20 protein-coding genes are annotated in these 21,297 nt (G+C 53.5%); 18 read left to right on the top strand and 2 right to left on the bottom strand.

What is annotated here, in order from left to right:
* The first annotated feature begins 383 nt into the window (after nt 1-383).
* From IDH45_RS23230 to IDH45_RS23185, 10 genes are all read left to right on the top strand, one after another.
* Nucleotides 384-1,457 carry a sialidase family protein gene (locus IDH45_RS23230; RefSeq protein ID WP_190930521.1) on the top strand — a complete coding sequence of 358 codons (1,074 nt, stop codon included), beginning with the start codon at nt 384-386 and terminating at the stop codon, nt 1,455-1,457.
* A gap of 40 nt (nt 1,458-1,497) precedes the next feature.
* On the top strand, nt 1,498-2,838 hold the full coding sequence (locus IDH45_RS23225) for an ABC transporter substrate-binding protein (RefSeq protein WP_190930520.1): 1,341 nt from the start codon (nt 1,498-1,500) through the stop codon (nt 2,836-2,838).
* Between the two features lie 96 nt (nt 2,839-2,934).
* On the top strand, nt 2,935-6,375 hold the full coding sequence (locus IDH45_RS23220; protein ID WP_190930519.1) for a DUF4838 domain-containing protein: 3,441 nt from the start codon (nt 2,935-2,937) through the stop codon (nt 6,373-6,375).
* 175 nt (nt 6,376-6,550) lie between these two features.
* Nucleotides 6,551-7,336: an IclR family transcriptional regulator gene (locus IDH45_RS23215; protein WP_190930518.1), complete on the top strand. Its 786-nt coding sequence runs from the start codon at nt 6,551-6,553 to the stop codon at nt 7,334-7,336.
* 114 nt (nt 7,337-7,450) lie between these two features.
* Nucleotides 7,451-8,236 carry an SDR family oxidoreductase gene (locus IDH45_RS23210; RefSeq protein ID WP_317891270.1) on the top strand — a complete coding sequence of 262 codons (786 nt, stop codon included), beginning with the start codon at nt 7,451-7,453 and terminating at the stop codon, nt 8,234-8,236.
* Nucleotides 8,237-8,285: 49 nt separating this feature from the next.
* Nucleotides 8,286-9,539: an L-2-hydroxyglutarate oxidase gene (gene lhgO, locus IDH45_RS23205; protein ID WP_190930516.1), complete on the top strand. Its 1,254-nt coding sequence runs from the start codon at nt 8,286-8,288 to the stop codon at nt 9,537-9,539.
* On the top strand, nt 9,524-10,978 hold the full coding sequence (locus IDH45_RS23200; RefSeq protein WP_190930515.1) for a neutral/alkaline non-lysosomal ceramidase N-terminal domain-containing protein: 1,455 nt from the start codon (nt 9,524-9,526) through the stop codon (nt 10,976-10,978). Before lhgO ends, IDH45_RS23200 begins: the two co-directional genes overlap by 16 nt.
* Nucleotides 10,971-11,948, top strand: coding sequence for a Gfo/Idh/MocA family oxidoreductase (locus tag IDH45_RS23195; RefSeq protein WP_223836902.1), 978 nt, complete (start codon nt 10,971-10,973; stop codon nt 11,946-11,948). Before IDH45_RS23200 ends, IDH45_RS23195 begins: the two co-directional genes overlap by 8 nt.
* A gap of 220 nt (nt 11,949-12,168) precedes the next feature.
* On the top strand, nt 12,169-12,738 hold the full coding sequence (locus tag IDH45_RS23190; RefSeq protein WP_190930514.1) for an SF0329 family protein: 570 nt from the start codon (nt 12,169-12,171) through the stop codon (nt 12,736-12,738).
* Between the two features lie 128 nt (nt 12,739-12,866).
* A complete protein-coding gene (locus IDH45_RS23185; RefSeq protein ID WP_190930513.1) occupies nt 12,867-13,208 on the top strand; it encodes a hypothetical protein in 342 nt (113 codons plus the stop codon).
* Between the two features lie 300 nt (nt 13,209-13,508).
* Here the strand turns inward: IDH45_RS23185 and IDH45_RS23180 are convergent, their stop codons facing one another.
* Complete coding sequence (locus tag IDH45_RS23180; RefSeq protein WP_190930512.1) at nt 13,509-13,826, bottom strand: helix-turn-helix transcriptional regulator; 318 nt, start codon at nt 13,824-13,826, stop codon at nt 13,509-13,511.
* A 422-nt stretch (nt 13,827-14,248) separates the two neighbouring features.
* Here IDH45_RS23180 and IDH45_RS23175 point away from each other — a divergent pair, with 422 nt between their 5' ends.
* The gene (locus tag IDH45_RS23175; protein ID WP_190930511.1) at nt 14,249-14,911 is read left to right on the top strand and encodes an isochorismatase family protein; all 663 of its coding nucleotides are present in this window, start codon (nt 14,249-14,251) and stop codon (nt 14,909-14,911) included.
* 501 nt (nt 14,912-15,412) lie between these two features.
* The gene (locus tag IDH45_RS23170; RefSeq protein ID WP_190930510.1) at nt 15,413-15,574 is read left to right on the top strand and encodes an ABC transporter substrate-binding protein; all 162 of its coding nucleotides are present in this window, start codon (nt 15,413-15,415) and stop codon (nt 15,572-15,574) included.
* Nucleotides 15,575-15,883: 309 nt separating this feature from the next.
* Here IDH45_RS23170 and IDH45_RS23165 read toward each other — a convergent pair whose 3' ends face one another.
* Entirely contained in the window at nt 15,884-17,185 is a 1,302-nt protein-coding gene (locus IDH45_RS23165) for an ankyrin repeat domain-containing protein (protein ID WP_190930509.1), read from the bottom strand.
* Nucleotides 17,186-17,316: 131 nt separating this feature from the next.
* Between IDH45_RS23165 and IDH45_RS23160 the strand changes: the two genes are divergently transcribed.
* The 6 genes from IDH45_RS23160 to IDH45_RS23135 all read left to right on the top strand — a co-directional run bounded on the left by IDH45_RS23160 (nt 17,317) and on the right by IDH45_RS23135 (nt 21,130).
* Nucleotides 17,317-18,822, top strand: a complete 1,506-nt coding sequence (locus IDH45_RS23160) for an AAA family ATPase (protein ID WP_190930508.1) — start codon at nt 17,317-17,319, stop codon at nt 18,820-18,822.
* 20 nt (nt 18,823-18,842) lie between these two features.
* Nucleotides 18,843-19,244 (top strand): DUF1257 domain-containing protein, encoded by a 402-nt coding sequence (locus tag IDH45_RS23155; protein WP_190930507.1) that lies wholly within the window; start codon nt 18,843-18,845, stop codon nt 19,242-19,244.
* 1 nt (nt 19,245) lies between these two features.
* Nucleotides 19,246-19,443, top strand: coding sequence for a DUF2997 domain-containing protein (locus tag IDH45_RS23150; protein WP_190930506.1), 198 nt, complete (start codon nt 19,246-19,248; stop codon nt 19,441-19,443).
* Nucleotides 19,444-19,525: 82 nt separating this feature from the next.
* Nucleotides 19,526-20,056: a 4Fe-4S single cluster domain-containing protein gene (locus IDH45_RS23145; protein WP_223836901.1), complete on the top strand. Its 531-nt coding sequence runs from the start codon at nt 19,526-19,528 to the stop codon at nt 20,054-20,056.
* A 115-nt stretch (nt 20,057-20,171) separates the two neighbouring features.
* On the top strand, nt 20,172-20,708 hold the full coding sequence (locus tag IDH45_RS23140) for a cyclase family protein (RefSeq protein WP_190930505.1): 537 nt from the start codon (nt 20,172-20,174) through the stop codon (nt 20,706-20,708).
* Nucleotides 20,709-20,878: 170 nt separating this feature from the next.
* Entirely contained in the window at nt 20,879-21,130 is a 252-nt protein-coding gene (locus tag IDH45_RS23135) for a hypothetical protein (protein ID WP_190930504.1), read from the top strand.
* The last annotated feature ends 167 nt before the right edge of the window (nt 21,131-21,297 follow it).

Below are 21,297 nucleotides of genomic sequence, written 5' to 3'. Positions count from 1 at the left end.
GAGCCGCGACTAGCGGGAAACGATGTGTTCGGTTTTTCAATATTTCTTGACGGCTATTTGAAGTTCCATATATAATGTACATAATACGAGATCGCGTCTCGCAATAAGAGAAACTAAAACGTGGGCTTTGACTTTGAATAGCAAAGTCTACATTTTTTAGTGTTAATTCGAGACGTTTTCTCGTATTAAGAGAAATTCACAAGGAGGATTTAACAAACAATTCAGAGAAAATAGTTGAGAGCAAGACGAAAATGGAAGCGGAAAGCTAGTGGGGGATGAGAGCAGAAGTTATTTAGCTTTTGAATGGAAGCGTTGTCATCGAATCGCGGCAATATAGCAAATGAAGTCAAGCCACTCAAGCAAGCTTCAGGGAGGTATACACTGTGAAGGGACTTACGGTGCGGGAACATATCGTTTTGTACAAAGATGCTCAATATAACACGTTCCCAAGTGCAATCCAAAAAAACGAGGGCGGTTACTTGGTCGGTTTTCGCCAAGCGCCGGATCGGCGGTCGGTGTATGGACGTTACGATCATATTGACCCGTCGTCCAAGGCCGTCACGATTTCTTCGGCGGATGGGTGCAACTGGAGTGCGGAAGCAGAGGTGTTATTCGATCATTTCTTTTATGGGGTGCAGGACCCTTGTTTGAATGTGTTGCAAGACGGCACCATTGTGGGCACTTTTTTTATGTGGAAAGTGTTCGAGAGCGGAGACTTGCCCGAACAGCCCCGCGATCGTGCCGTGTATGATCAATGGCGGGCGCGTAAAGCAGGGGCGTACACGATTCGTTCGAACGATGGCGGCAAGACGTGGGATCAGCCTGTCTCGATTTCGATCCCGGCCGTTGCGATACGGGGAACGGGCGTTCAGTCGAAGGACGGAAGTTTGCTCATTCCGATGTACCGGCTTGGTTCGGACGGGTTTGAGGTAGTGATCGCACGGACAGCAGATTGCGGTCATACTTGGACAATTCAAGGCACGATCCGCCCCATCGATGGCTGCGATTTTCAGGAACCGCTGCTGTATCGCGCGCCGTCAGGCAAGCTGGTCGTCTTGATGCGGACGCGTCAGCAAGGAAGCCGGCCGGAAGTGAACCGCTGTCCGCTGTATACGTCGGAGTCGACCGATGACGGGGTTACCTGGAGCCGTCCGTCGGCACAGCCGTTTTATTCGCCAAGTCCGTTTCACGGTTTGTTATTGAAGGACGGACGTCTGCTGTTGACGTACGGTCACCGGTATGAGCAGTATGGAATCCGCGCCGCTCTTCTCGACCCTGAGTGCGAGCGCTGGGACGCATCGGAGGAGATCGTGCTGCGGGAAGATGCGAGCGGGAGAGACATCGGCTACACAAGCTCCGTTCAACTGGATGACCATACCGTGCTGGTGACGTATTACTATTACGATACGGATGGATACCGGTATATTGCCGGAACGTTGTGCGAGTTGCACGGGTAGTTTCGCATTTCAAAACACAAAACCAAGGGGGATTAACGGCATGTATCCATTAAAGGCAACCGGAAAAACGGGTATCGCCTCAACGGCTTGTATAGCGGCAAGCCTGCTGTTCGCGGCGGGATGCACGGGCGGTGGTGACAAAGGAAATGAACAAGCTGGAGGCAAGACGGAAACGCCGCCGGCCGTCACACAGCCGGAACCGGTACAACTGACGATGCTGGGTAGCGTGACCAAGGAAAAGTTTATGGAAGAGGACGGCCCGGCGCTGAAGAAAAAGTTTCCGCATATCACGATCGACTACTACTTGCTGGGTACGAAAGACGACACCGGCGGGGGACAAGTGACCTTGGAAAGCGCGCTTGCCACCCGAATGCAGGTGGATCTGATGGCCGTCGGGCTGTCGAACATCGGCAAGCAATTGGTCGATACGAAACTGGCCTACGACATTAGCGAGCTGATCAAAAAGCACGGCTATAATCTCAATATCTTATACCAGCAATCCATTACCGCGCAAAAATCCGTCACAGGGGGAGCGCTGTACGGACTACCGGTCAATCGGAGCGCACACAAAATTTACTACAACAAAGATTTGTTCGACAAGTTCGGAGAAAAGTATCCGAAAGACGGATTAACGTGGGACGAGACGTATGAGATCGCGAAAAAGATGACGAGAAATGAAGGCGGCGTGCAATATTTGGGCGCGGTGATCGATTACCGTCATATGATGCTGGTTAATCAGCTGAGCATCGGCATGGTCGATCCGGTCAGCCATCAATCATTATTCGTCAAGGAGCCGAAATGGCAGCGGTTCGTTTCCAACCTGGTGCGTTTTCAGCAAATTCCGGGCAACGAGGCGAACGTCGCAACAGCCTTTACGAAGGAAGGTCGGGCCGCCATGTATATCGCTTCGACGGATTTGAACGGAACGTGGACCGGAATTAATTGGGACATCGCCAAAGCGCCTACGTTCGCCGATCTGCCGGGGGTAGGCAGCTCCATCCATGGAACGATTACGGCCGTCACCAGCACGAGCAAACATAAAGACGAAGCTTTTCAGGTGGTAGCCTATCTGGCTTCTGAGGAAAACATGCTGAATATGGCGCGGCGAGGCACGTTGTCGGTACTGAACGATCCGAAGGCGAAATCCGAATTCGGTAAGAACATTCCATGGCTGAACGGGAAAACGATTCATGCCGAGGCGATGTTCCCGGACAAACTGGCGGAGCCGTATACGCCGACACCGTACGATGCGGTCGCGCAGGCGGCGCTTGTGAAGGAGATGACGAATCTGGCAACGGGCAAAACGGCCGATGTGAACACCGCTTTACGGGTTGCGGCAGAAGAAGCGGACAAAGCAATCGCAGCACAGAAAGGAAAATGAACAGCAGGACGGTAAACGTATCCATCAAACGACGGAGAGGACGAGGTTCATTTGAATGACTACCCCCATCCATCCAGAACAAGTCGGATTACTTTGTTGCTTCTTGTTGTATCGACTACCCTGCTGCTGCTAGTGTTAAGCTCGCTGCGTATAGAAGCCCAGCAATCGCAGGCGTCGCCATTGGCGCAGCATATCAATCAGCTGGAAGCTTCCGGGGACATGGCGGCAGGAGTCTCGGCAGAAATGCGCTACCGCGAGCAAATCATCCAAATCCTCATCGCACAAAACAACAGCGAGCAGGCGGTCGCGTACTTGAACGATATGCGCAGTTTTATTCATGCACCGGCACTTGAGCAGATCGGACTGATTACCTCCGCCGCGATTGTCTCCATGGATGAGGCGATCGACACGCTGATTCTCGAACTGCAGGGGGGCAATCCGTCGCCGAATCAAGAGACGGAGACTCTGCCCATCGTCGTAAACGGCGAAGCCAAAGCCGTCGTCGTTGTCGCCGACCAGGCGGAGGAACAGACAAGGCGAAGTGCGAACCAACTTGTCGACTATGTGCACAAGTCTACAGGCGTGCTCCTCTCGGTTTATGGGGCAAGCGAACTGGGTTGCGGTACGGGGACGATGACGCGGATTGAGGTGGGGCTGGACGCTTTCGCACCCGATTCCCATGTCGACGCTGCCCTGGACGGTGTGAAGGAGGACGGTTTCCTGATCCATATGCACGGTTCGGCGATTCGTATTGCCGGCCCGTCCGTATGGGGGACTCATAATGGCGTCCTGGAATTTCTGGAACGGTATGTCGGCGTCAGATGGCTGTTCCCCGGTCCGGATGGGGAGGACGTGCCGCAGCACGCGAGTTTGTCGATAGAGAGGGAAGATGTGAGGCAGGAGCCAGCGTTTGCGTTTCGCATGATGAGTCCGTACGGCGGGTCCCCGGCGGTGCAAAGCGCCAGACAGCCTTATTTCGAATGGGCGCAGAACAACCGGCTGCAGGGCAACTACAACAAGTGGAAGGGCATGGTCTTCATGCACAACCTCTTCTCGCTGTTCCCGGTTGAGGAGTACGGGACGACCCACCCGGAGTATTACCCCGGCCATAAGGCGCCGGACCGGCCGATGCACGGCTGGCAGCCCTGCTTCACCGAGCCCGGTACCGTTACTACTGCGGTGGATCGCATCCTGGCCTACTTTGCGGCGAATCCGAACCAGACGTTTTTTTCGCTTGGGGTTAACGATTCCGTAGACTACTGCGAGACGAATCCGACCCATCCCGCTTATCCGGGACAATTGAATTCGATCGGGCTCGTTAATATGTCGGACATTTATTATGCATGGGTCAACGAGGTGGCCGAGCAGGTTTTGCAAGTATATCCGGACAAATGGTTCGGGGTGCTTGCTTATAAAAACGTGATGGACCCGCCATCGTTTCCGCTTCACGAGAGGGTCGTGCCCGTGCTGACGAAAGACCGGATGGCCTGGGCGGACGAGAACGTCCGCGATGACGGGGAGGCGCAGAATGTCCAGTGGTCGGCCGCCGCCAGCCAGCTTGCCTGGTACGACTACTTGTACGGCATCTACTATACGCTTCCGCGCGTCTATCCGCACCTGATGGCCGAACAGTACGAGTATGCGAAGGAACACGAAGTGATCGCCCATTATACGGAAATATACGATCAGTTGGGGGATGGGCCGAAAGCATGGCTTGCTGCGAAGCTGCAGTGGGACCCGGATCAGGACGTCGATGCGTTATTGATGGAATGGTATGAACGGATGGTGGGTCCTGCCGCCGCCCCGGATATCCAGGCGTATTTTGATGTGTGGGAGAAGTTCTGGACGGACCGGGTGTTGGGGTCCCCTTGGTTCGAGGACCGGAAGAACAGCACCTATTTGTCCATCAGCGACGCCTCGTATCTGAATCTGGTGACGGAATCCGATCTGACGACGAGCAGGCAGCTTCTTGCGTCTGCCGTAGCCAAGGCCGGAACGGTGCAGCAGCACAAACGGGCGCTTCTGTTGGAGCAGTCGTTCGATTATTACGAAGCATCGGCGCGCAGCTATCCGAAGTTGTATGAAAGGCCGCAGCAGGAGCAGGATGCCCTGGATCTGCTGACGGAAGTGACCGGAACGCTTGAATCTCGTCTCGCCTATGCGGCGGAGCGGCATGACCATCTGGAGGCGTACAACGATGAGATCGCGCTTGCATTCCCTCCGTCCTCGCTTCCGCTGGTGGACTGGACGGGATGGAACGCGTCGGCGTTTTGGTATCTGGCGGCTTATATGAAAGAAGAGGAACCGCTGGGCGGAGCGGTCACCCAGCAGGTACAGCTTCTGGCGAATACGTCGCAATCCGCGCCTGTACGCGACTTTGCCCGCCTGCTGCTGCGGACCGGTTCCAGCATGCTGTCCTTATCGGCAAACGCTTCGTTCGAGGAAGGCGGAGCGCAAGCGGCGGCGTGGCAGAGCTGGATACCGACATTCGGCACGATCCAGCGTACCGAGCAGGTGTCGCACCGGGGGACGGCGAGCTTGAAGGTGGAAGGGATGGTTCGCGGCGGACCTTACCAAACGTTCGCAGTGAAGCCCGGACTGACTGCCGCTCAGGTGTATTATTATACGCCGCCTCAATCCGGAACGGCCGGCACGATTCAGCTCAATCTCCATTTGAAAGATGCGCAAGGGAAAACGCTCAAGTCGATCGTGACGAGTGTAACTCCGCTTGCGCGTACAGCCGGGGAGTGGTCGTCCGTCCGCATACTGGAGAATGTCCCTGCTGCCGTCCAAGGGAGCGAGGTCAAGCAGATTCAGGTCGTTATAACCCTGGATGGCATGGAGCAGGACGCGCTCGTTTACCTCGACGATGCGGAGGTTTTCCAGTATGAGGAAGAATGGGTGACAGCCCAAACGTTATGGCCGCTGGTTGAGGAGATCCGGACGAATGAGCCGAACGGGGGACCGCTTACGCAGCAGGTGAGCGCACTCGCCCAGCAAACCGGGCCGTCCGATCAGCGGGAATTCGCGCGATTGCTGCTTGCGATTACGAGCGGCTCCGCTGCGTCGATTACGCAAAACGATTCCTTTGAAATGGGGACGACGGCCGCTCCTCCATGGGGGAATTGGCTTCCTTCAACCGGGACGATCGCTCGAAGCGGCGATGAAGCGCGAACCGGGCAGTACAGCTTGGCTGCCAACGGGCTGCAGCTCGGCGGACCGTACCAGTACGTCGTGCCCCAGGCGGGACCTTTCGCGGCCCAAGCCTATGTCAAGCTGCCTCCCGGTCAAACGAGTTCGGGTACGATGCGTTTATATATCAACCTGACCGATGCGCAGAAAAAAATTATCGGGACGTATACGTCGTACTCTTATCCGGTGGATACAAGCGGGCAGTGGAAGGCGATCCGCTATGCGGGGTGGATTCCGGATGACGTCAATCAAGTGGATGTAAGTTACGTACAGGTCCACCTGCGTTTAAGCGGGATCGAAGCAGGAACAACGCTATATATCGACGATGCGGTGTTGTATCAATAACGTGCCCGGCAGAAAGGGAAAGGTTCGATGCGGCTGCTTCTTCCGGGAAGTAGTCGCTTTACATGCAAGGACCGACGGCAGAACGGTTGACAACAAAGAGGCCGATCCTATATGATTCTTATATAGAATCTGGAGAAACGTTCTCGCATTATGAGACCTAAGGGGAGGCGCAGCTATGAAGAAAGAAAATACGCCGTATTATATCGTGCAATCCGTCGATCGGGCCTTCTCGGTATTCGAGCTGTTCATCCGTGAGCGCAGACCGCTTGGCATTACAGACGTCGCCGAGCATCTGAAGCTGCATAAAAGCGTCGTACACCGGCTGCTCGCCACGGCGGAAGCGCACCAGCTGCTCGAACAGAACCCGGAGACAGGCAAGTACCAGGTCGGGCCGAAATGCTTCGAACTCGGTTCGGTTTACGCCAACAATGCGCTCATTACCGAAGGGAAACGTTTCTTGCCGGAATTGGCCGAGAAATTAGGGGAAAAGGCGCATCTGGGAATATTGCACGAGGGTACCGTACTGTACTTGCTAAACCAGGAATCGCCGAAATCGACGCGAGTGAACGCCCCTGTCGGCGTACGCAATCCGGTGAGCGCGACAGCGCTCGGCAAAGTGCTGATGGCTTGGCTGGACGAAGCGCAAGCTCTGGACATCCTGAACAAGCACGGTCTGTCGGTTCATACGCCCAAGTCGATCCGGACGGTCGAAGCGTATATGGAAGAACTCAAGCAGGTGCAGTCTCGCGGATATGCGATCGACGATGAAGAACTGTCGATAGCATTTCGCTGCGTCGCGTTTCCGATCCGGGACCATACGAGCCAGGTTGTAGCGGCGATCAGCGTGGGCGGGCGTTCGTTCGGGAACGGCAGTCTGGAGCCGGTCGCCGAAGTTGTCCGCGACTATGCCGTACTAATATCCGAGCGGCTTGGCTACGTTCCGAGAGGTGTAGTGGAGTAAGATAAGGGATACCGGCTTTCTGCAAAGAAAGCCCATTCTTTTGTTCATTAAACGAGATTATGTCTCGCAATAAGAGAAATGTTGCAAAGCAAAAATGGGAAAAGGATGAACACCGTGGCGAATATAATGGAAGCATTCTCTTTATTGGGCAAGGTGGCAGTCGTAACGGGCGGGGCCGGCAAGTACGGCCGGCAAATCGTGAAGGCGCTAGCGGAGGCGGGAGCGAGCACCTGGCTGACGTCCAGCCGCCAAGACCAGCTTGAGCTGCTGGAGCGGGAGTTTCATGAGACCGGACATGCGGTGAAAGCGGTCTATATGGATTTGAGCGACGAGTCTTCGATCCACGCTGCGAAAGACCGGATCGTTCAGGAAGAAGGACAAGTTGACGTGCTCGTCAATAACGCCGTCGCCCGCCCGATGAAAAACGGCTGGGAGGAAGAGTCGTTCAAATTCGCTGAGAGCATGAAGGTCAATGCAACGGGGCTTTTTATCGCTACCCGCGCATTCGGCAACAGGATGGCCGAACGGCAATCCGGGTCGATCATCAATATTGGCTCGATGTACGGGATGGTCGGGCCGGACACGACGCTTTATGAAGGACTCGGCACAAAGGTCAATCCGGATTATTTCTTTCATAAGGCGGGCATGATCAATTTCACCCGATACGTTGCGAGCCATTACGGACCCGAGGGGGTTCGCTGCAACTGCGTTAGTCCGGGCGGGTACTGGACGAAGATGACTCCGGACATCTTTACCGAACGATACAAGAAACGGACACTGCTCGGCCGGATGGCGGGCGATACGGATCTGATGGGCGCCATCGTATTTCTCGCCTCGGAAGCGTCGAGTTATATAACGGGTGCGAACCTGCCAGTCGATGGAGGATATACGGCGAAATAACGATAAGGCCGGACCGGAAGGCGGCACATCACGGAAGAGGTGAAAGACATTGCGGTACGATTATTTGATCGCAGGAGCCGGAATCATCGGGCTGTCGATCGCCAGGGAACTGATCCGCCGGGAGCCCCAGGCGCGCATTGCGATCATCGAGAAGGAGTCGGACGTTGCCAAGCATGCCAGCGGACGCAACAGCGGTGTTCTGCATGCCGGATTTTATTATACGGCGGACAGCCTGAAAGCAAGATTTACGCGCGACGGCAATCGTGCGATGAAGAAATACTGCGAGCAGAACGGGTTGTTCATCAATCCGTGCGGCAAACTGGTCGTAGCCTCGGACGAGTCGGAGCTGCAGGGGCTCGAGGAGCTGAAGCGGCGGGCGGCACGCAACGGCGTTCGACTGGAATGGCTGAGCGAGGAGGAAGCGGCCCGGATTGAACCGAACGTCAGGACCTACAGGAAGGCGTTGTACTCGCCGGATACCGCCTCGGTAGATCCGGTGGAAGTGTGCCAGTGTCTGAAGAGAGAGCTTGTGTCTAGCGGCGTAGATTTCTTTTTCAATACCAAGTATACCGGCAGGTCGCACCAGACGATCCGGACCAACAAGCCGGTATTCACATGCGGCTATTTCATTAACGCTGCCGGTCTGTTTGCCGATCGGATTGCCCGCGATTTCGGCTTCGGACTGCAGTATACGATCATTCCGTTCAAAGGCATCTATATGAAATATGCGAAAAACAAGTCCGACGTAACAACGAACATATACCCGGTTCCGAACTTGAACAATCCTTTTCTCGGCGTCCACTTTACCAAGACGGTTGACGGGAGCATCAAAATCGGACCGACCGCGATTCCCGCCTTCTGGCGTGAAAATTACAAAGGGTTTCATCGGTTTAACCTGGGGGAGTTTATTCAAATTCTGTATTACGAAGCGAAGCTGTTTCTGACCAATTCGTTTCATTTCCGCCAGCTTGCTTTCGAAGAAATGAAGAAATATGACAAAGCGAACTTCATCGGCTTGTCGCTCCGAATGGTCAAAGCAATGGACCGGAACGGATTCGGCGATTTTTTGCAGCCGGGTATTCGCGCACAGTTGCTGAACAAAAAGACGCTGGAACTCGTGCAGGATTTTGTGGTAGAGGGGGACGCCGGTTCCATTCACGTGCTGAATGCCGTGTCGCCGGCTTTTACTTGCTCGTTCCCGTTCGCAGAATATGTGGCGGAGCTTATCGGAGAAAAACGGTCGGCCGTGAAATCGTCCCTTGCCTCGAAACCGGAGGAGGACCTTGTATGTCAGGTTACTTGAAAATCGGATGGGCGGAAGCCGATATTACACCTGAGCGGCCTGCGCTTCTGTCGGGCATGTTCCACGCCCGGTTATCCGAAGGCGTGCTCGATCCGCTGAGCGCAACGGCCTGCGTGCTGGAATCGGCCGAAGCGAAGTCGGTTATCGTCAGCTGCGATCTGCTGGCTATATCGGAGGAACTGCGTGATCGGGTTCGCGACAAGCTTGGAAGTGCAGTCGGCGACGAGCTGGACCCGGCGGTTGTTCTGATTCACGCTACCCATACGCATACCGGTCCGGAAACGAGATTTCCGTCCCCCCTGGCCGCTCATACGGCGCTCGGAGTCGGCGTTGAACTTGACTATTTGCCGGTGGAGACGTACGTGGAATTTGCGGCCGCGCGGATCGCGGAGGCGATAGCCGAAGCCTGGCAGAAGCGGAAGCAGGCGGGTATCGCTTACGGGATCGGCGATGCGGTGCTCGGACGAAACCGCCGTTGGGTCAATCAGGAGGGCGTCAGCGCCAAGTACGGGCTCGTACCGCCGGCATCCGAAGGTTTTAGCCATGTGGAAGGATATGAGGACCACAGTCTCCAAGTGCTGGCGACGTATGAACCGAACGGGGAATTGGCCGGACTGATCGTTAATGTGCCATGTCCCTCGCAGCTTAGCGAAAGCGAGTTCTCGGTCAGCGCGGATTATTGGTGCGAAACGAGGCGGGAGCTGCGCCATCGTTTCGGAGAACACTTATATATTCTCGCCCAATGCAGCGCCGCCGGCGAGTTGTGCCCGTTTCCGCTGTTCGAAAGCGCGGCCTATGAGCGGATGCGGATGCTGAAAGGACAAACGGCAAGACAAGAGATCGCTATGCGTATCGCGGATGAAGTATGCGCGCTGCTGCCGCCAATAAGTCAAGTCATCGATTATGCGCCCATTCTGCGTCACCGGGTTGTGAAGCTCGATCTCCCCGTGAACCCTCTGACCGCAGCGGATGCCGCAAGCGCCGGACAAGAAGCAGAGCATCTGCGGGCCGTGTATGAAAAGGAGCTAGGTCAGCTGGAACAAGACCCAATGCGGAGACAGAAACGATGGTACGTTGCGGCAAGCGCAGCTTATCGTCAGATGCATTGGAATCAAAATGTGGTGAATCGCCTCGAGCATCAGAAGCGGAACCGATCGCTGCCTGTCGAAATTCATCTGCTCCGTCTCGGCGATATCGCCCTTGCTTCCAATCCGTTCGAGTTATATGTCGATTACGGCATCCGGATCAAAGTTCGAAGTCCTGCCGTCCAGACGTTTCTCGTACAGCTTGCAGGAGGAGGCACTTACTTGCCAAGTCCCCAATCGCTGCAGGGTGGCGGTTACGGCTCGATTCCGGCCAACAATCCGGCAGGCACGGAGGCGGGGAAGCAGCTCGTTGACAAGACGGTGCAAGGCTTGCGAGAATTATGGGATGAGTGATGGATACACGGAAGGGAGCGGCATTATGTTGAATCGGGAACTGCGATTGGCCATGCTGGGTATGGTGGAAGGGAACGGGCACCCGTACTCCTGGAGCGCCATTGTGAACGGATACCGGGAGGAGGAAATGAAGACATGTCCTTATCCGGCGATCTTCCCATACTTGAGCCGGCAGCCAGCGGAACAGTTCGGGATACCCGGAGCGCGAGTGACGCATATATGGACGGATCGTCCGGAGGAGGGGGAGCAAGTCGCCCGGGCCTCCCGGATCGGTCAGGTGGTGGCGCGGCCGGAGGACGTGATCGGCCATGTGGATGCGGTATTGATCACGACCGATATCGGGAGTGAGCATGTGGAGCGGTGCCGGCCGTTTGTCGAAGCGGGGCTGCCGGTATTCGTGGATAAGCCGCTGACCGATAACGAAGCGGATTTATGGCAATTTTGCCGGTGGGTGGAGGAAGGCAAGGCGATACTGTCGTCGAGCAGCTCGCGGTACAGCAAGGAGTTTCTGCCTTACCGCCTGTCGACGCACAATCTGGGGCAGCTGCGATTCGTCTCCGCGACGATGCTCAAAAGCTGGGAACGGTACGGCATCCATTCGTTGGAGGCGGTGTATACGATTGTCGGGCCGGGATTCCTTTCGGTGCGCCATACCGGTACGAAGGAGCGCAGTATCGTCCATTTGAAGCACCACAGTGGAGTGGACATCGTCGTGGCGGTCATTGAGGACCTGTATGGCTCTTACGGGATTTTGCAGCTGTGCGGAACCGATGATTACGCCGTTGTGCGCACAAGGGACACCTTCTATTCCTTCAAGGCCCAGCTCCAAAGCTTTGTCGGCTATGTCCGCACCGGAGAGCGGCCTTATCCGTTCACGGAGACCGTCGAGCTGTGCAAGTTGATTATTGCCGGTATCCGCAGCCGGGAACAGGGAGGACGCGAAGTGTTTCTGGATGAAATGGAACTGTAACTGTAACTGTCCAGGGACACCAAGCCGTCTACATAAATGGTTACGGGAAAGCTTGAGAAATCAAGCTTTCTTTTTCTGTTTGCAGCGACTATTTTCGCCCGCCCTATTGATTTAACTTATTTCTATCGAACATAGAAGAGATGACGATTGTTATAGTATGATGGAGAATAGAACAGCTGCCTCAGGTAGGCAGTAATTCATATCGAACAAGGAGTAGTACATGTCCTGGAGCAAATTGAAACAAAATCTGGAGAGTTTTCTCTGTCCTGCCTTGCAGGGAAGGGTCGAATACCTTGCGACGAGCTACCGTTATTTGCCCGATAAAGCAGGGCTTTGCAATCTTGCAGTAGATAAAAACAATGTACTGAATATGAGTGACCCAACTCATCGAATCAGATGGTATCAGTCGGAGCTGGAGATTAAGAATGATTCGGACATCCAAATTCCCGTTTACGATGAAGATCTTGAAGCCGTCCGAAAAGAGTTCAAGGGGAACGTTCCGGAGGATCGTTTGCTAGTAATTGCAACAAGCAGAAAAAAATCGGAATATGCCAAGGCGCTTCTGTCGGCGCAGTCAACCTTATGTAAATCCAATTTTATCGTTATCGCTACTAAGTTTCTGTCTGCTTCTATCGAGGAAAGCTTAGAGAGCGACGATATCCTGTTGAACGTTCTGGCATTGATCGACAGACGAGTTGGAAAAAAACGGATATTAAATATGAGTGAAAAGATGAAGCTCAAGCATCCGATTGTGCAGTATTTTTATGAACTGCGGCTAAGCACGTTATAAAAAACGACGCGAAGCATGAATGGGGGCACGACCCTGAGTAAAAAGCAAGCGGCAATCGCAAAATTCATCTGGATTTCCACACGCCGCATTGGGTGAAACGAGGGATATTTCGGCAGTCTGAACAACCCGTGCAGTTGAAATTCGAATGCGCCACGATTATGGCTACGCTCGGCGATTGCTGCGTCGGGGATCAACTTACGCCGTCCGGCAAGCCGGAGGAAGGCGTCAACGAGTTGATCGGCGAAGCGTTCCGCTTCGTGAAGGAGCGGGAATCCTGGACGTCCGGCGCTCAGTCCGTGCCCTATATCGCGCTGGCCGCCAACCGTCAGCGCAAAGCCTCTTCGAGCGGCAACGCGAGCAATGCCGGGAGGCAGACGAGGGCGGCGCTGTATGGCGCGGGCCTGGCGCTGCTTGAAGGCAGCCGGTACTACGACATCATCGATCAGGAAAGCGATTTCTCCAAATGTTAGTGCATATGGCTCGCAGAGAACCGTACATTCGTTCCGGCTCTGGCGCAAGCGGTCCGGGATTTTGTCGAAAGCGGCGGAAAGCTGCTTTTGACCGGCGCGGGCCTCTGGGAGCAGGACGAATGGAGGGGGGGCTGGAGGAAATGGCGGATGTCCGGTATGACGGACCCGGCCGGTTCGCCGGCACGTTTATCCGGCCGCTGCCAAGGCTGGCTGCTACTGTCGCCCCGGTCCCTTACTTCGTCAAGGGCGACTTCGTCCGCCTGACGCCCGGACCGCGAGCCGAGACGATCGCGATCCCGCTCACAACCGTTTCCGAAACGATATGGCCGACACCCCGGCGTGCTTGCGGAATAAGCGGGAAAAGTAAGCCGGATCGTCAAAACCAAGCTTGAATGCGATTTCATTTACCGGTATTTCCGTACTTTGAAGCAGACGTTTGGCCTCCGTGATCTTTACGAGGTTGACATACTCCCCGAGCGAGAAGCCGGTCTGCTGCTTCACCAGCGCCCGCAGGGTAGAGACGGCCATATGATGACTGAGGGCGAGGGCGTTCGCGTCAAACCGCTGGAACACGCGGCCGGAAATATCGTCCAATATGGCGGAGATCCGCTCGTTCACTTGGCCTGGCTTCGGACTCTGACCGTCAAGCGTCTCGGTAATCTCGTACAGGAGAGACTCCAGCAGTAGCGCGGCGCGGTCGAGGAGTAACTTACCGAATTGTTAGAAGGGTGGCTAGGAAAAGGCTGTTTTCGTTCTTGAGCGGATAGAGTGTGCTGCTGCTCAAACGAAACAGCCTTTTTAAGTGAAGGAAGCCGTGGAGAAGTGGCTGTGCTATCCCTATATAGAGTGGGGTGCCTAAATCCTATTCTTTTGCACAAAATAGAGAGGAGGCATAGCAAATTACAACGGATCTAATGGCAACACCGGCCGGAATAACACTCGCAGCCTTAGAGGCATCCGACGAGTGACTTATTTTCGCTGTATAGAAGGAAGAACATTATCCTTATCATTCAGTATAATATTAAATTGTAGGAGGTTATATGGGCAACGATTCTCTTTCTAGCACATTCCTGTTACCTGTAAAAAAATACAACACGGATCCGAATTTAAGGATTCCTATTGTTCCAGAGAACACCGCTTTAATACTAGTTGATTGCGACGAGTCTTCGGCCGACAATAAAATTGTAGAAAACCAGATTCATCAGGCACTAAAAATTGCAAGAGAAGTTGGAACGAAAGTTGTTTATTTATACAATGCAATTCACGGAGTTGGCGGCCCTAATGATGTTACAACACGAATCCACGGATTAGATTATCTAGAAAACAGCTGGAAACCAATAACACCTGTATTCAATCGCTACATCCAGCCGTTAGAATCCGAAGCCGTTATTCCAAAATCACATAAAGATGGGTTTAACGGGACGATGCTGGATTACTATCTAAAAACATGGAGGATCGATACACTCCTTGTAGCAGGATTCCATCTCAAATCCTGTCTGTTTCATACCTGCGTTGGTGCTCGCCATCACAATTATCGAGTGATTATGTTGAGGGACTGTACGAATTCTTTTGAATTTCCCGATACATTGGATTCGGACAATCCCGAAGGGGGATGGCTTAGGTTTGTCTTCCTGAGAATCTACGAAACCGATATCGGGTACACTTCAACTTCGGAGGATTTATCGAAAACTTATACTCGCTGAATTTTAACCAAGAAGCGATCATCTCTACATCGCTCAGTTCGAGGTGTATTCATACAAAAAATGAAAATCCCAAAGGCAGCCCTTCCCAGGCTGCCTTCTTTCGGTTGAGAAAAGGAGGGATCACAATAGTCGGGCATCCCCCACCCGTTCGCTGTAAAATAAAAAAAGGTTACCCCAAAAAGTCACCAACCAAGCGGGGTTTCATGTACCATGTTTCTCAAAAAAAGCCGGTTTACCAAAAATGGAAACCTATATGAATACTACAAAATTGTCGAAACCTACAAAGACGAGTCAGGCCGCAGCAACACCGGGTAGTGAAGCATCTCGGCAGACTTACCGAGGAGGAAGCGTCCGAAGTCCGGCAAGTATTGAAGGAGCAAGGCACGCGGACTGCAGGAAGGAAAGCGGGAACGAACGCAAATATGGCGCAGGAAGCCGTAAAAAAGCCGGGTACTCCGCCACCGCAGCAGGTGTATCAACGACGGCACAACCGAAGAGCAGATGAAGGCGGTGCTGGAAAGCCCGATCTGGAAAACGCTGCCGGCCGTGAAAAACAACAAGGTGCATATGCTCGACTATAAAACCTATCTGCATTACGATCCGATCTCTATTCTCGGGCAGGCCGACCTGATCGCCGATATGCTCGTGAAAAACGCTAAATAATCGAACAGGCAAAACTAAAAGGCATCGTCCATTACTTACGGACATGCCTTTTTTGTGTCGAGAGATTGCCCCCCTCGCCATTTATTGAACGATCGTATGTATGAACGGGTTCATCGCAGCCGAATCGCAATCGAATGTTTGGACGATTACATGGGGGACGCTATCCATTGTGGAACTTGGTTCGGCTTACTGGATTGAACGAAAGTATATGGAAAACGATTGCGACGTGTATGTTTTGGGCTGTTTCCCGTGATAGCGGCATACTCGTTCTTAAACAAAAAGAACGCCTCAGATGGTAAAAAAACCAAACTACTCAAAAGTAATCTTCCGCCCCACACCAGTCGGCGTCGCCTGGCCGGCGCCTTGCACAGATTCCTGTACCGCACTTCCGCCTGCCCGATTTGCCGACATAATCGTAACCAGCTCCTTATAGCGTTTTTCGGTGGCATACTGCAGCGGCGATTTTTGATAGACATCCTGTTGATGAGGATTTGCTCCTAATCTCAGCAAGAGCGAAGCGATCGTTGGGTTGTTTTCGCCCACGGCGTAATGCAGGGGGGTTCTTCCCATGAAATCACCCTGATTGATATCGACGCCTTCCTGTGAAAGAAGCGTGATCATAGCAAGACGTTCCTGCTCGACGTAGGTTTCCAAGGAAGTGACGTCTTCCAGCATAATATCGTTATAGGTGATGGCCAGGCTGATCAGATTCCGTCCCGTGCCGTCCAGATAAGTTTTCTCTGCTCCCTGTTTGATCAGCAGATGATAGACGGCGTTTTTGGGGTGCCATTTGAGAAGCTCTTCCATTAGACTGCCGAGTTCCGGGGGACGGCCTTTGCTTCGTAAACAAGAAATGTAGGTATCCAGAATCGCAAGCTTGCCCATGTTGACAGCTTGTATGATGGGAGACGGAATCCATATTTTGTGCGAATAAGGATCGGCTCCCGCTTCGACAATTTTGCGGACCAAAGCCGGGTCGGCATCATTCCGGTTGCAGGCGTACAGCGCGATGTCTAGCGAACGGACGCCGGATTTCGGCAGAATCAGCCCGATCAGTTTCTCATTGCGGTTGATGATTGCATAACTTAGCGCCGTTTGATGATCCGAGTCTTCCGCGTTGACATCAGCGCCCGCATCAATTAAATATTCGAAAAGAGCGGTTTTATTTTCAGAGGCAGCCACCAAAAGGGCGGTTTTTTGCTGGCGATGCCTGGTTTCCAAATCATAGCCCTGCTGCACGAAGGCGGCGAGCGTTTCGACCTTGCCCTGCTTGGCCGCCTCGAAAGCGGCCCGTTTCTCGTCCTTGGAAAATTCCCGCTTCGGGGTGACGATTTGGGGAGCCGCAGCTTTGGTAATCTCGGGCTGCGCCGCTGCCGGAGAAGACTCGTAGCCGATCCCTAAATAATGAAGCATCAGAACAAGAAAAGCTTCGCCTTGCGCTCCGCTGCATTGGAGCTGCCTCGTAAACGCCTCGCTGAGCTGCTGAAAGTCGCTGTGGGTTAAATGGCTGTTTTGACGCACAAAAATCTTTTGGAACGTTTCGCTCCGGGTAATTCGTAGCAGGTCCCGGGCCACTTGACGATTGAAATCATCCACCGAAAGTATCGCCATGATGCTCCTCCTCAAACATGAACTTGCGAAAACAAGGAATGGCTGGAATGCCCAGCCGAATGTATAATTATTATAGCTTCACATGGAAGGATTGAACATACATAATTCGACAAGCGGAAGGAAGGACATCCATGTTCCACATCACCAGCTACCTTCAGGCCGGATATCCGACGTTATGGATTCGGACATGGGAAGAAGATCGTGCGTTAACGCAATTGACGAAAGTAGCCGGCGATCTGTCTCTGAAACTGAAAGTATGGTCCATTACAGAAGGTTGGGTAAGCAAAGACACGGGAAAACGGCTGGAAGTGAGCGACCCCGTGGAAGCGCTGAATGCGGTGCGCGATGGCGAGGATTCGAGCCTTTATGTGCTGCTCAATTTCCATTTTTACCTGGGCAGTCCCGAGGTGTTGCAGAAGATTAAAGACCTGATCCCGATCGCCAAAAGCCGCGGCCGCCATCTTGTGTTTTTGTCCTGCCGCGTCGATCTTCCGCCTGAGATTGAAAAAGAAATAACACTGATCGATATTCCCCTCCCGAAGATCGAAGAGTTGTCCGCTGTGCTGGACAGTGTTCTGGAATCCGTCCCGCATTTGATCCAGGTGGATGACCGGAAGGCGCTGCTGGAAAATGCGCTGGGACTCACTTGCGCGGAGGCGGAAAATGCGTTCGCCCTGTCGCTGGTCCGTCACAAAAGTTTTTCGATCGAGTCGATCCGGGACGTCCAGCTGGAAAAGTCCAATATTATTCGAAAATCGGGCTTGCTCGAGTTTATCCCTGCCGATCATACGACCGAAGAAATCGGCGGGCTGGATTTGCTGAAAGCATGGCTGTCCGAGCGAAAGCGGGCATTTTCCGAGAAAGCGCAAGTGTTCGGTTTGCCGAACCCGAAGGGAGTGCTGGTCGTCGGAGTGCCGGGCAGCGGTAAATCCCTGTCGGCCAAAGCGATCTCGAGCGCTTGGAACTTGCCCTTGCTTCGATTCGATATCGGGAAAGTGTTCGGCAGTCTTGTCGGACAATCCGAGGAGCAGATGAGACGGGCGCTGCAGTTGGCCGAGACGATATCGCCTTGCATTTTGTGGATCGATGAACTGGAAAAGGGGGTGGCCGGACTTCAAGGTTCGGGCTCGTCCGATTCAGGCGTAACGGCGCGAGTGCTTGGAACGTTCCTCACATGGATGCAGGAGAAGACGCGGCCCGTCTTTGTATTTGCAACGGCTAATAATGTGAACGCGCTGCCTCCGGAACTGTTGCGGAAGGGAAGATTCGATGAATTGTTTTATGTCGATCTGCCTAGCGAGGTAGAGCGAAAAGATATTCTCCGCATACATCTGACGAAACGTAGACGCAATCCGGAGTCGTTCGATCTGGGTCAGCTTGCCCGGGAGAGCGACGGTTTTGGAGGAGCCGAGATCGAGCAGGCGATCGTGTCCGGACTGTACCGGGCCTTCAGTCTCAATCGGGATTTGCAGACATCCGATATTGTGGAAGCTTGCCGCGCGACCAAGCCGCTCTCGCAAATCATGAAGGCACATATCGAGCGGATTCGGGAATGGGGGGCGACGAACGCCCGTCCGGCTTCCTCGGGCATGGTTGAGACGGTCGGTGACGATAATAAAAGGCGCTTGTTTTTTTGAGGCAGGAGGCAGGAGAACCGATGTCGCATTTCACAACGTTACAGACGACGATCAAAAACATCGAGGCGGTGCAGATCGCGTGCAAGGAACTCGGACTTGAACTTGTGCAGGAAGGGCAGGCGCGGGGTTATCAGGGACGTACTATAATCGGAGACTATGTGATCAAATGCAAAGGACCGTATGACGTTGTGCTGAATAAGCAGCCGGACGGTCAATATACGCTTATCACCGATTGGTACCAGGGGTATGTGGCTAAAGAGATTGGAGACGGCGGCGGTCGCCTGCTGCAAACGTACGGCGTCGCTCTTGCCACGATGGAGGCTCGCAAGCTGGGCTATTCCGTCTCCCGCCAATCGATGCCGGACGGCTCGGTGAAGGTGGTTCTGACTCAAGCGGCATCAAGCGGCGGATGGGGGCAGTAAGATGAAGCGGATTGTAATAACGGTCGGGACCGACGGCTCTATTTCGATTGAAGCCCAAAACTATAGCGGCACAGAATGCGACGAAGCGACCCGGCCTTTTGAGACGGCATTGGGACAAGTAACGAGGAAACGGCGAAAACCGGAATTTTATGCAGCAAAGCAGGAACATGTGAGCAAACATGAAAAGTTTTATGAGTGATGAGACTCCACGCGGTCTGAATTCGCCGATTATGAACCGTGATATCTGCCTCATGCTTCATACGGAGGTCACCCCTTACTCAATGGTTAACGGTCCCGGGCTGCGTGCGGTCATCCACGTTCAGGGCTGCTCCCTCGGCTGCAAAGGGTGCTTTAATCCAGCATCTCACCAAGCGGGAACCGGGAAAAAAGTGAGCGTTGGCGAGATCTGCACAAGCATTCCTGCTGAAGTGGAAGGGGTCACCATTAGCGGTGGGGAGCCTTTTCAACAACCGGAAGGTTTGCTGGCGCTAGTTCAGGCGCTTCGGAAATTAGGTTATTCCATTCTCGTATTCAGCGGCTACACGATGGAGGAAATCGTTCAGCTTCCGAATGGGCGGGGCGCATTAGCTTGCATCGACGTGTTAATTGACGGGCGCTATGAAGCGGACAAGTCGGCTGTAGCAGGTCTTCGCGGAAGCACGAACCAGGTCATCCACATCTTGACGGATCGTTACCAGCCAGACGATCTGCTCACCCGGCAGACGGAGCTAACTTTCCGGCAGGATGGAACGGTTTCGGTCACCGGTTTTCCAAATGCGAGGCTGCGAAGGTTTTTCCGTCAGGAAGGATAGGTACCGGGGAGATGAGCTCGTCTCGGAGCTTTTCATATATTTTACCGGGATGCTAAACTCGTCTGGCAGAAGGTCATGGAAGGTGAAGATCAGCTTACAAGGAAGGGGCGCCTGAGTGAGAGTCATCGATCTGTCGTTGCCGATAACGGACGGCATGCCCGTCTATCCCGGCGATCCGGAGGTAAAAGTCAAGATCGCGCACACTTACGAGCGCCATAACTGGGAGCTTCGGCAGCTTTCGATGGGCAGCCATACCGGCACGCATGTGGACGCGCCTTCCCATATGCACCCCGGTGCCGCGACATTGGACGAACTGCCGCTGGAGCGATTTTTCGGGACATCGCGTGTAGTGCGGATTGAAGACCCTGCTTGGCCGAAAGGCCGGGGATTGTTTTTTGCCGAAGCAGTCGGACTGGAATGCTTGGACCGGCTCGCTGCGCTGCAACCGCCGTTCGTCGGCGGCGAATTGTCTGAAGAGCTGGAGCGGGCGCTGCTCGCTATCGGCATCGTGACCTATACGGGGCTGCAAGGTTTGGAGCGTCTTCCCGTCGGAACCGACTTTATGTTCTACGGGTTTCCTTTGCGTATCGCCGGTGGCGACGGGTCCCCGGTTCGGGCCGTTGCGGTGGTGGAGGCACATATGGGGAAATGACGTGCGGTCTATTTCGTTCATAGCAGTCCGTGTGCCGGACTTACGATATGATTGTATAGCTATAATCTAAAACGCTCTTTTATTGTGGAATATTCCAAAAAGGGAGTTGCGGATTAATGAGGATTAGAAGGTATCAACCATAAGATAAGTCTAATTGGTTACGGTGCCACGTGTTATCTTTTTTAGATACAGCTTATTACGATCATGTTCTTCGGGAAAAGGAAACGTATGATTCGTATTCCATTGAGCTTGTTGCAGAAAAACATGGAATGATCGTTGGTCTAATAGATGTTGAACTTGAAAAAGAAGTGGGAGAAAAAGCTGAAGAGGAAGCTATGCGATATACGGAATTAAACGATTTGAAGTTTGGACGCGAGATGATGTATGGGTTAAGAAGTGGTACGAAGCGCAAGAATTTATAGCGAAAGATTCCTATTTACATGTATTTATGGAAGGGAGTAAAGAGATTAGGGATGCCTTGGATATAAAGATATCTAAACCTAAATTTCGAAAGTACGACTCTCTAAAAACGTGAAAAGGGCTCCAAATCTTTGGTAGAATGGTGTTTGTCTAGAACACATCACCCAAA

Origin of the sequence: Paenibacillus oceani (genome assembly GCF_014705615.1) — a bacterium.
Classification (GTDB): Bacteria; Bacillota; Bacilli; order Paenibacillales; family NBRC-103111; genus Paenibacillus_AB; species Paenibacillus_AB oceani.
Note: the sequence above shows the minus strand (reverse complement) of the source record. Positions and strands in the feature narration are given on the sequence as shown.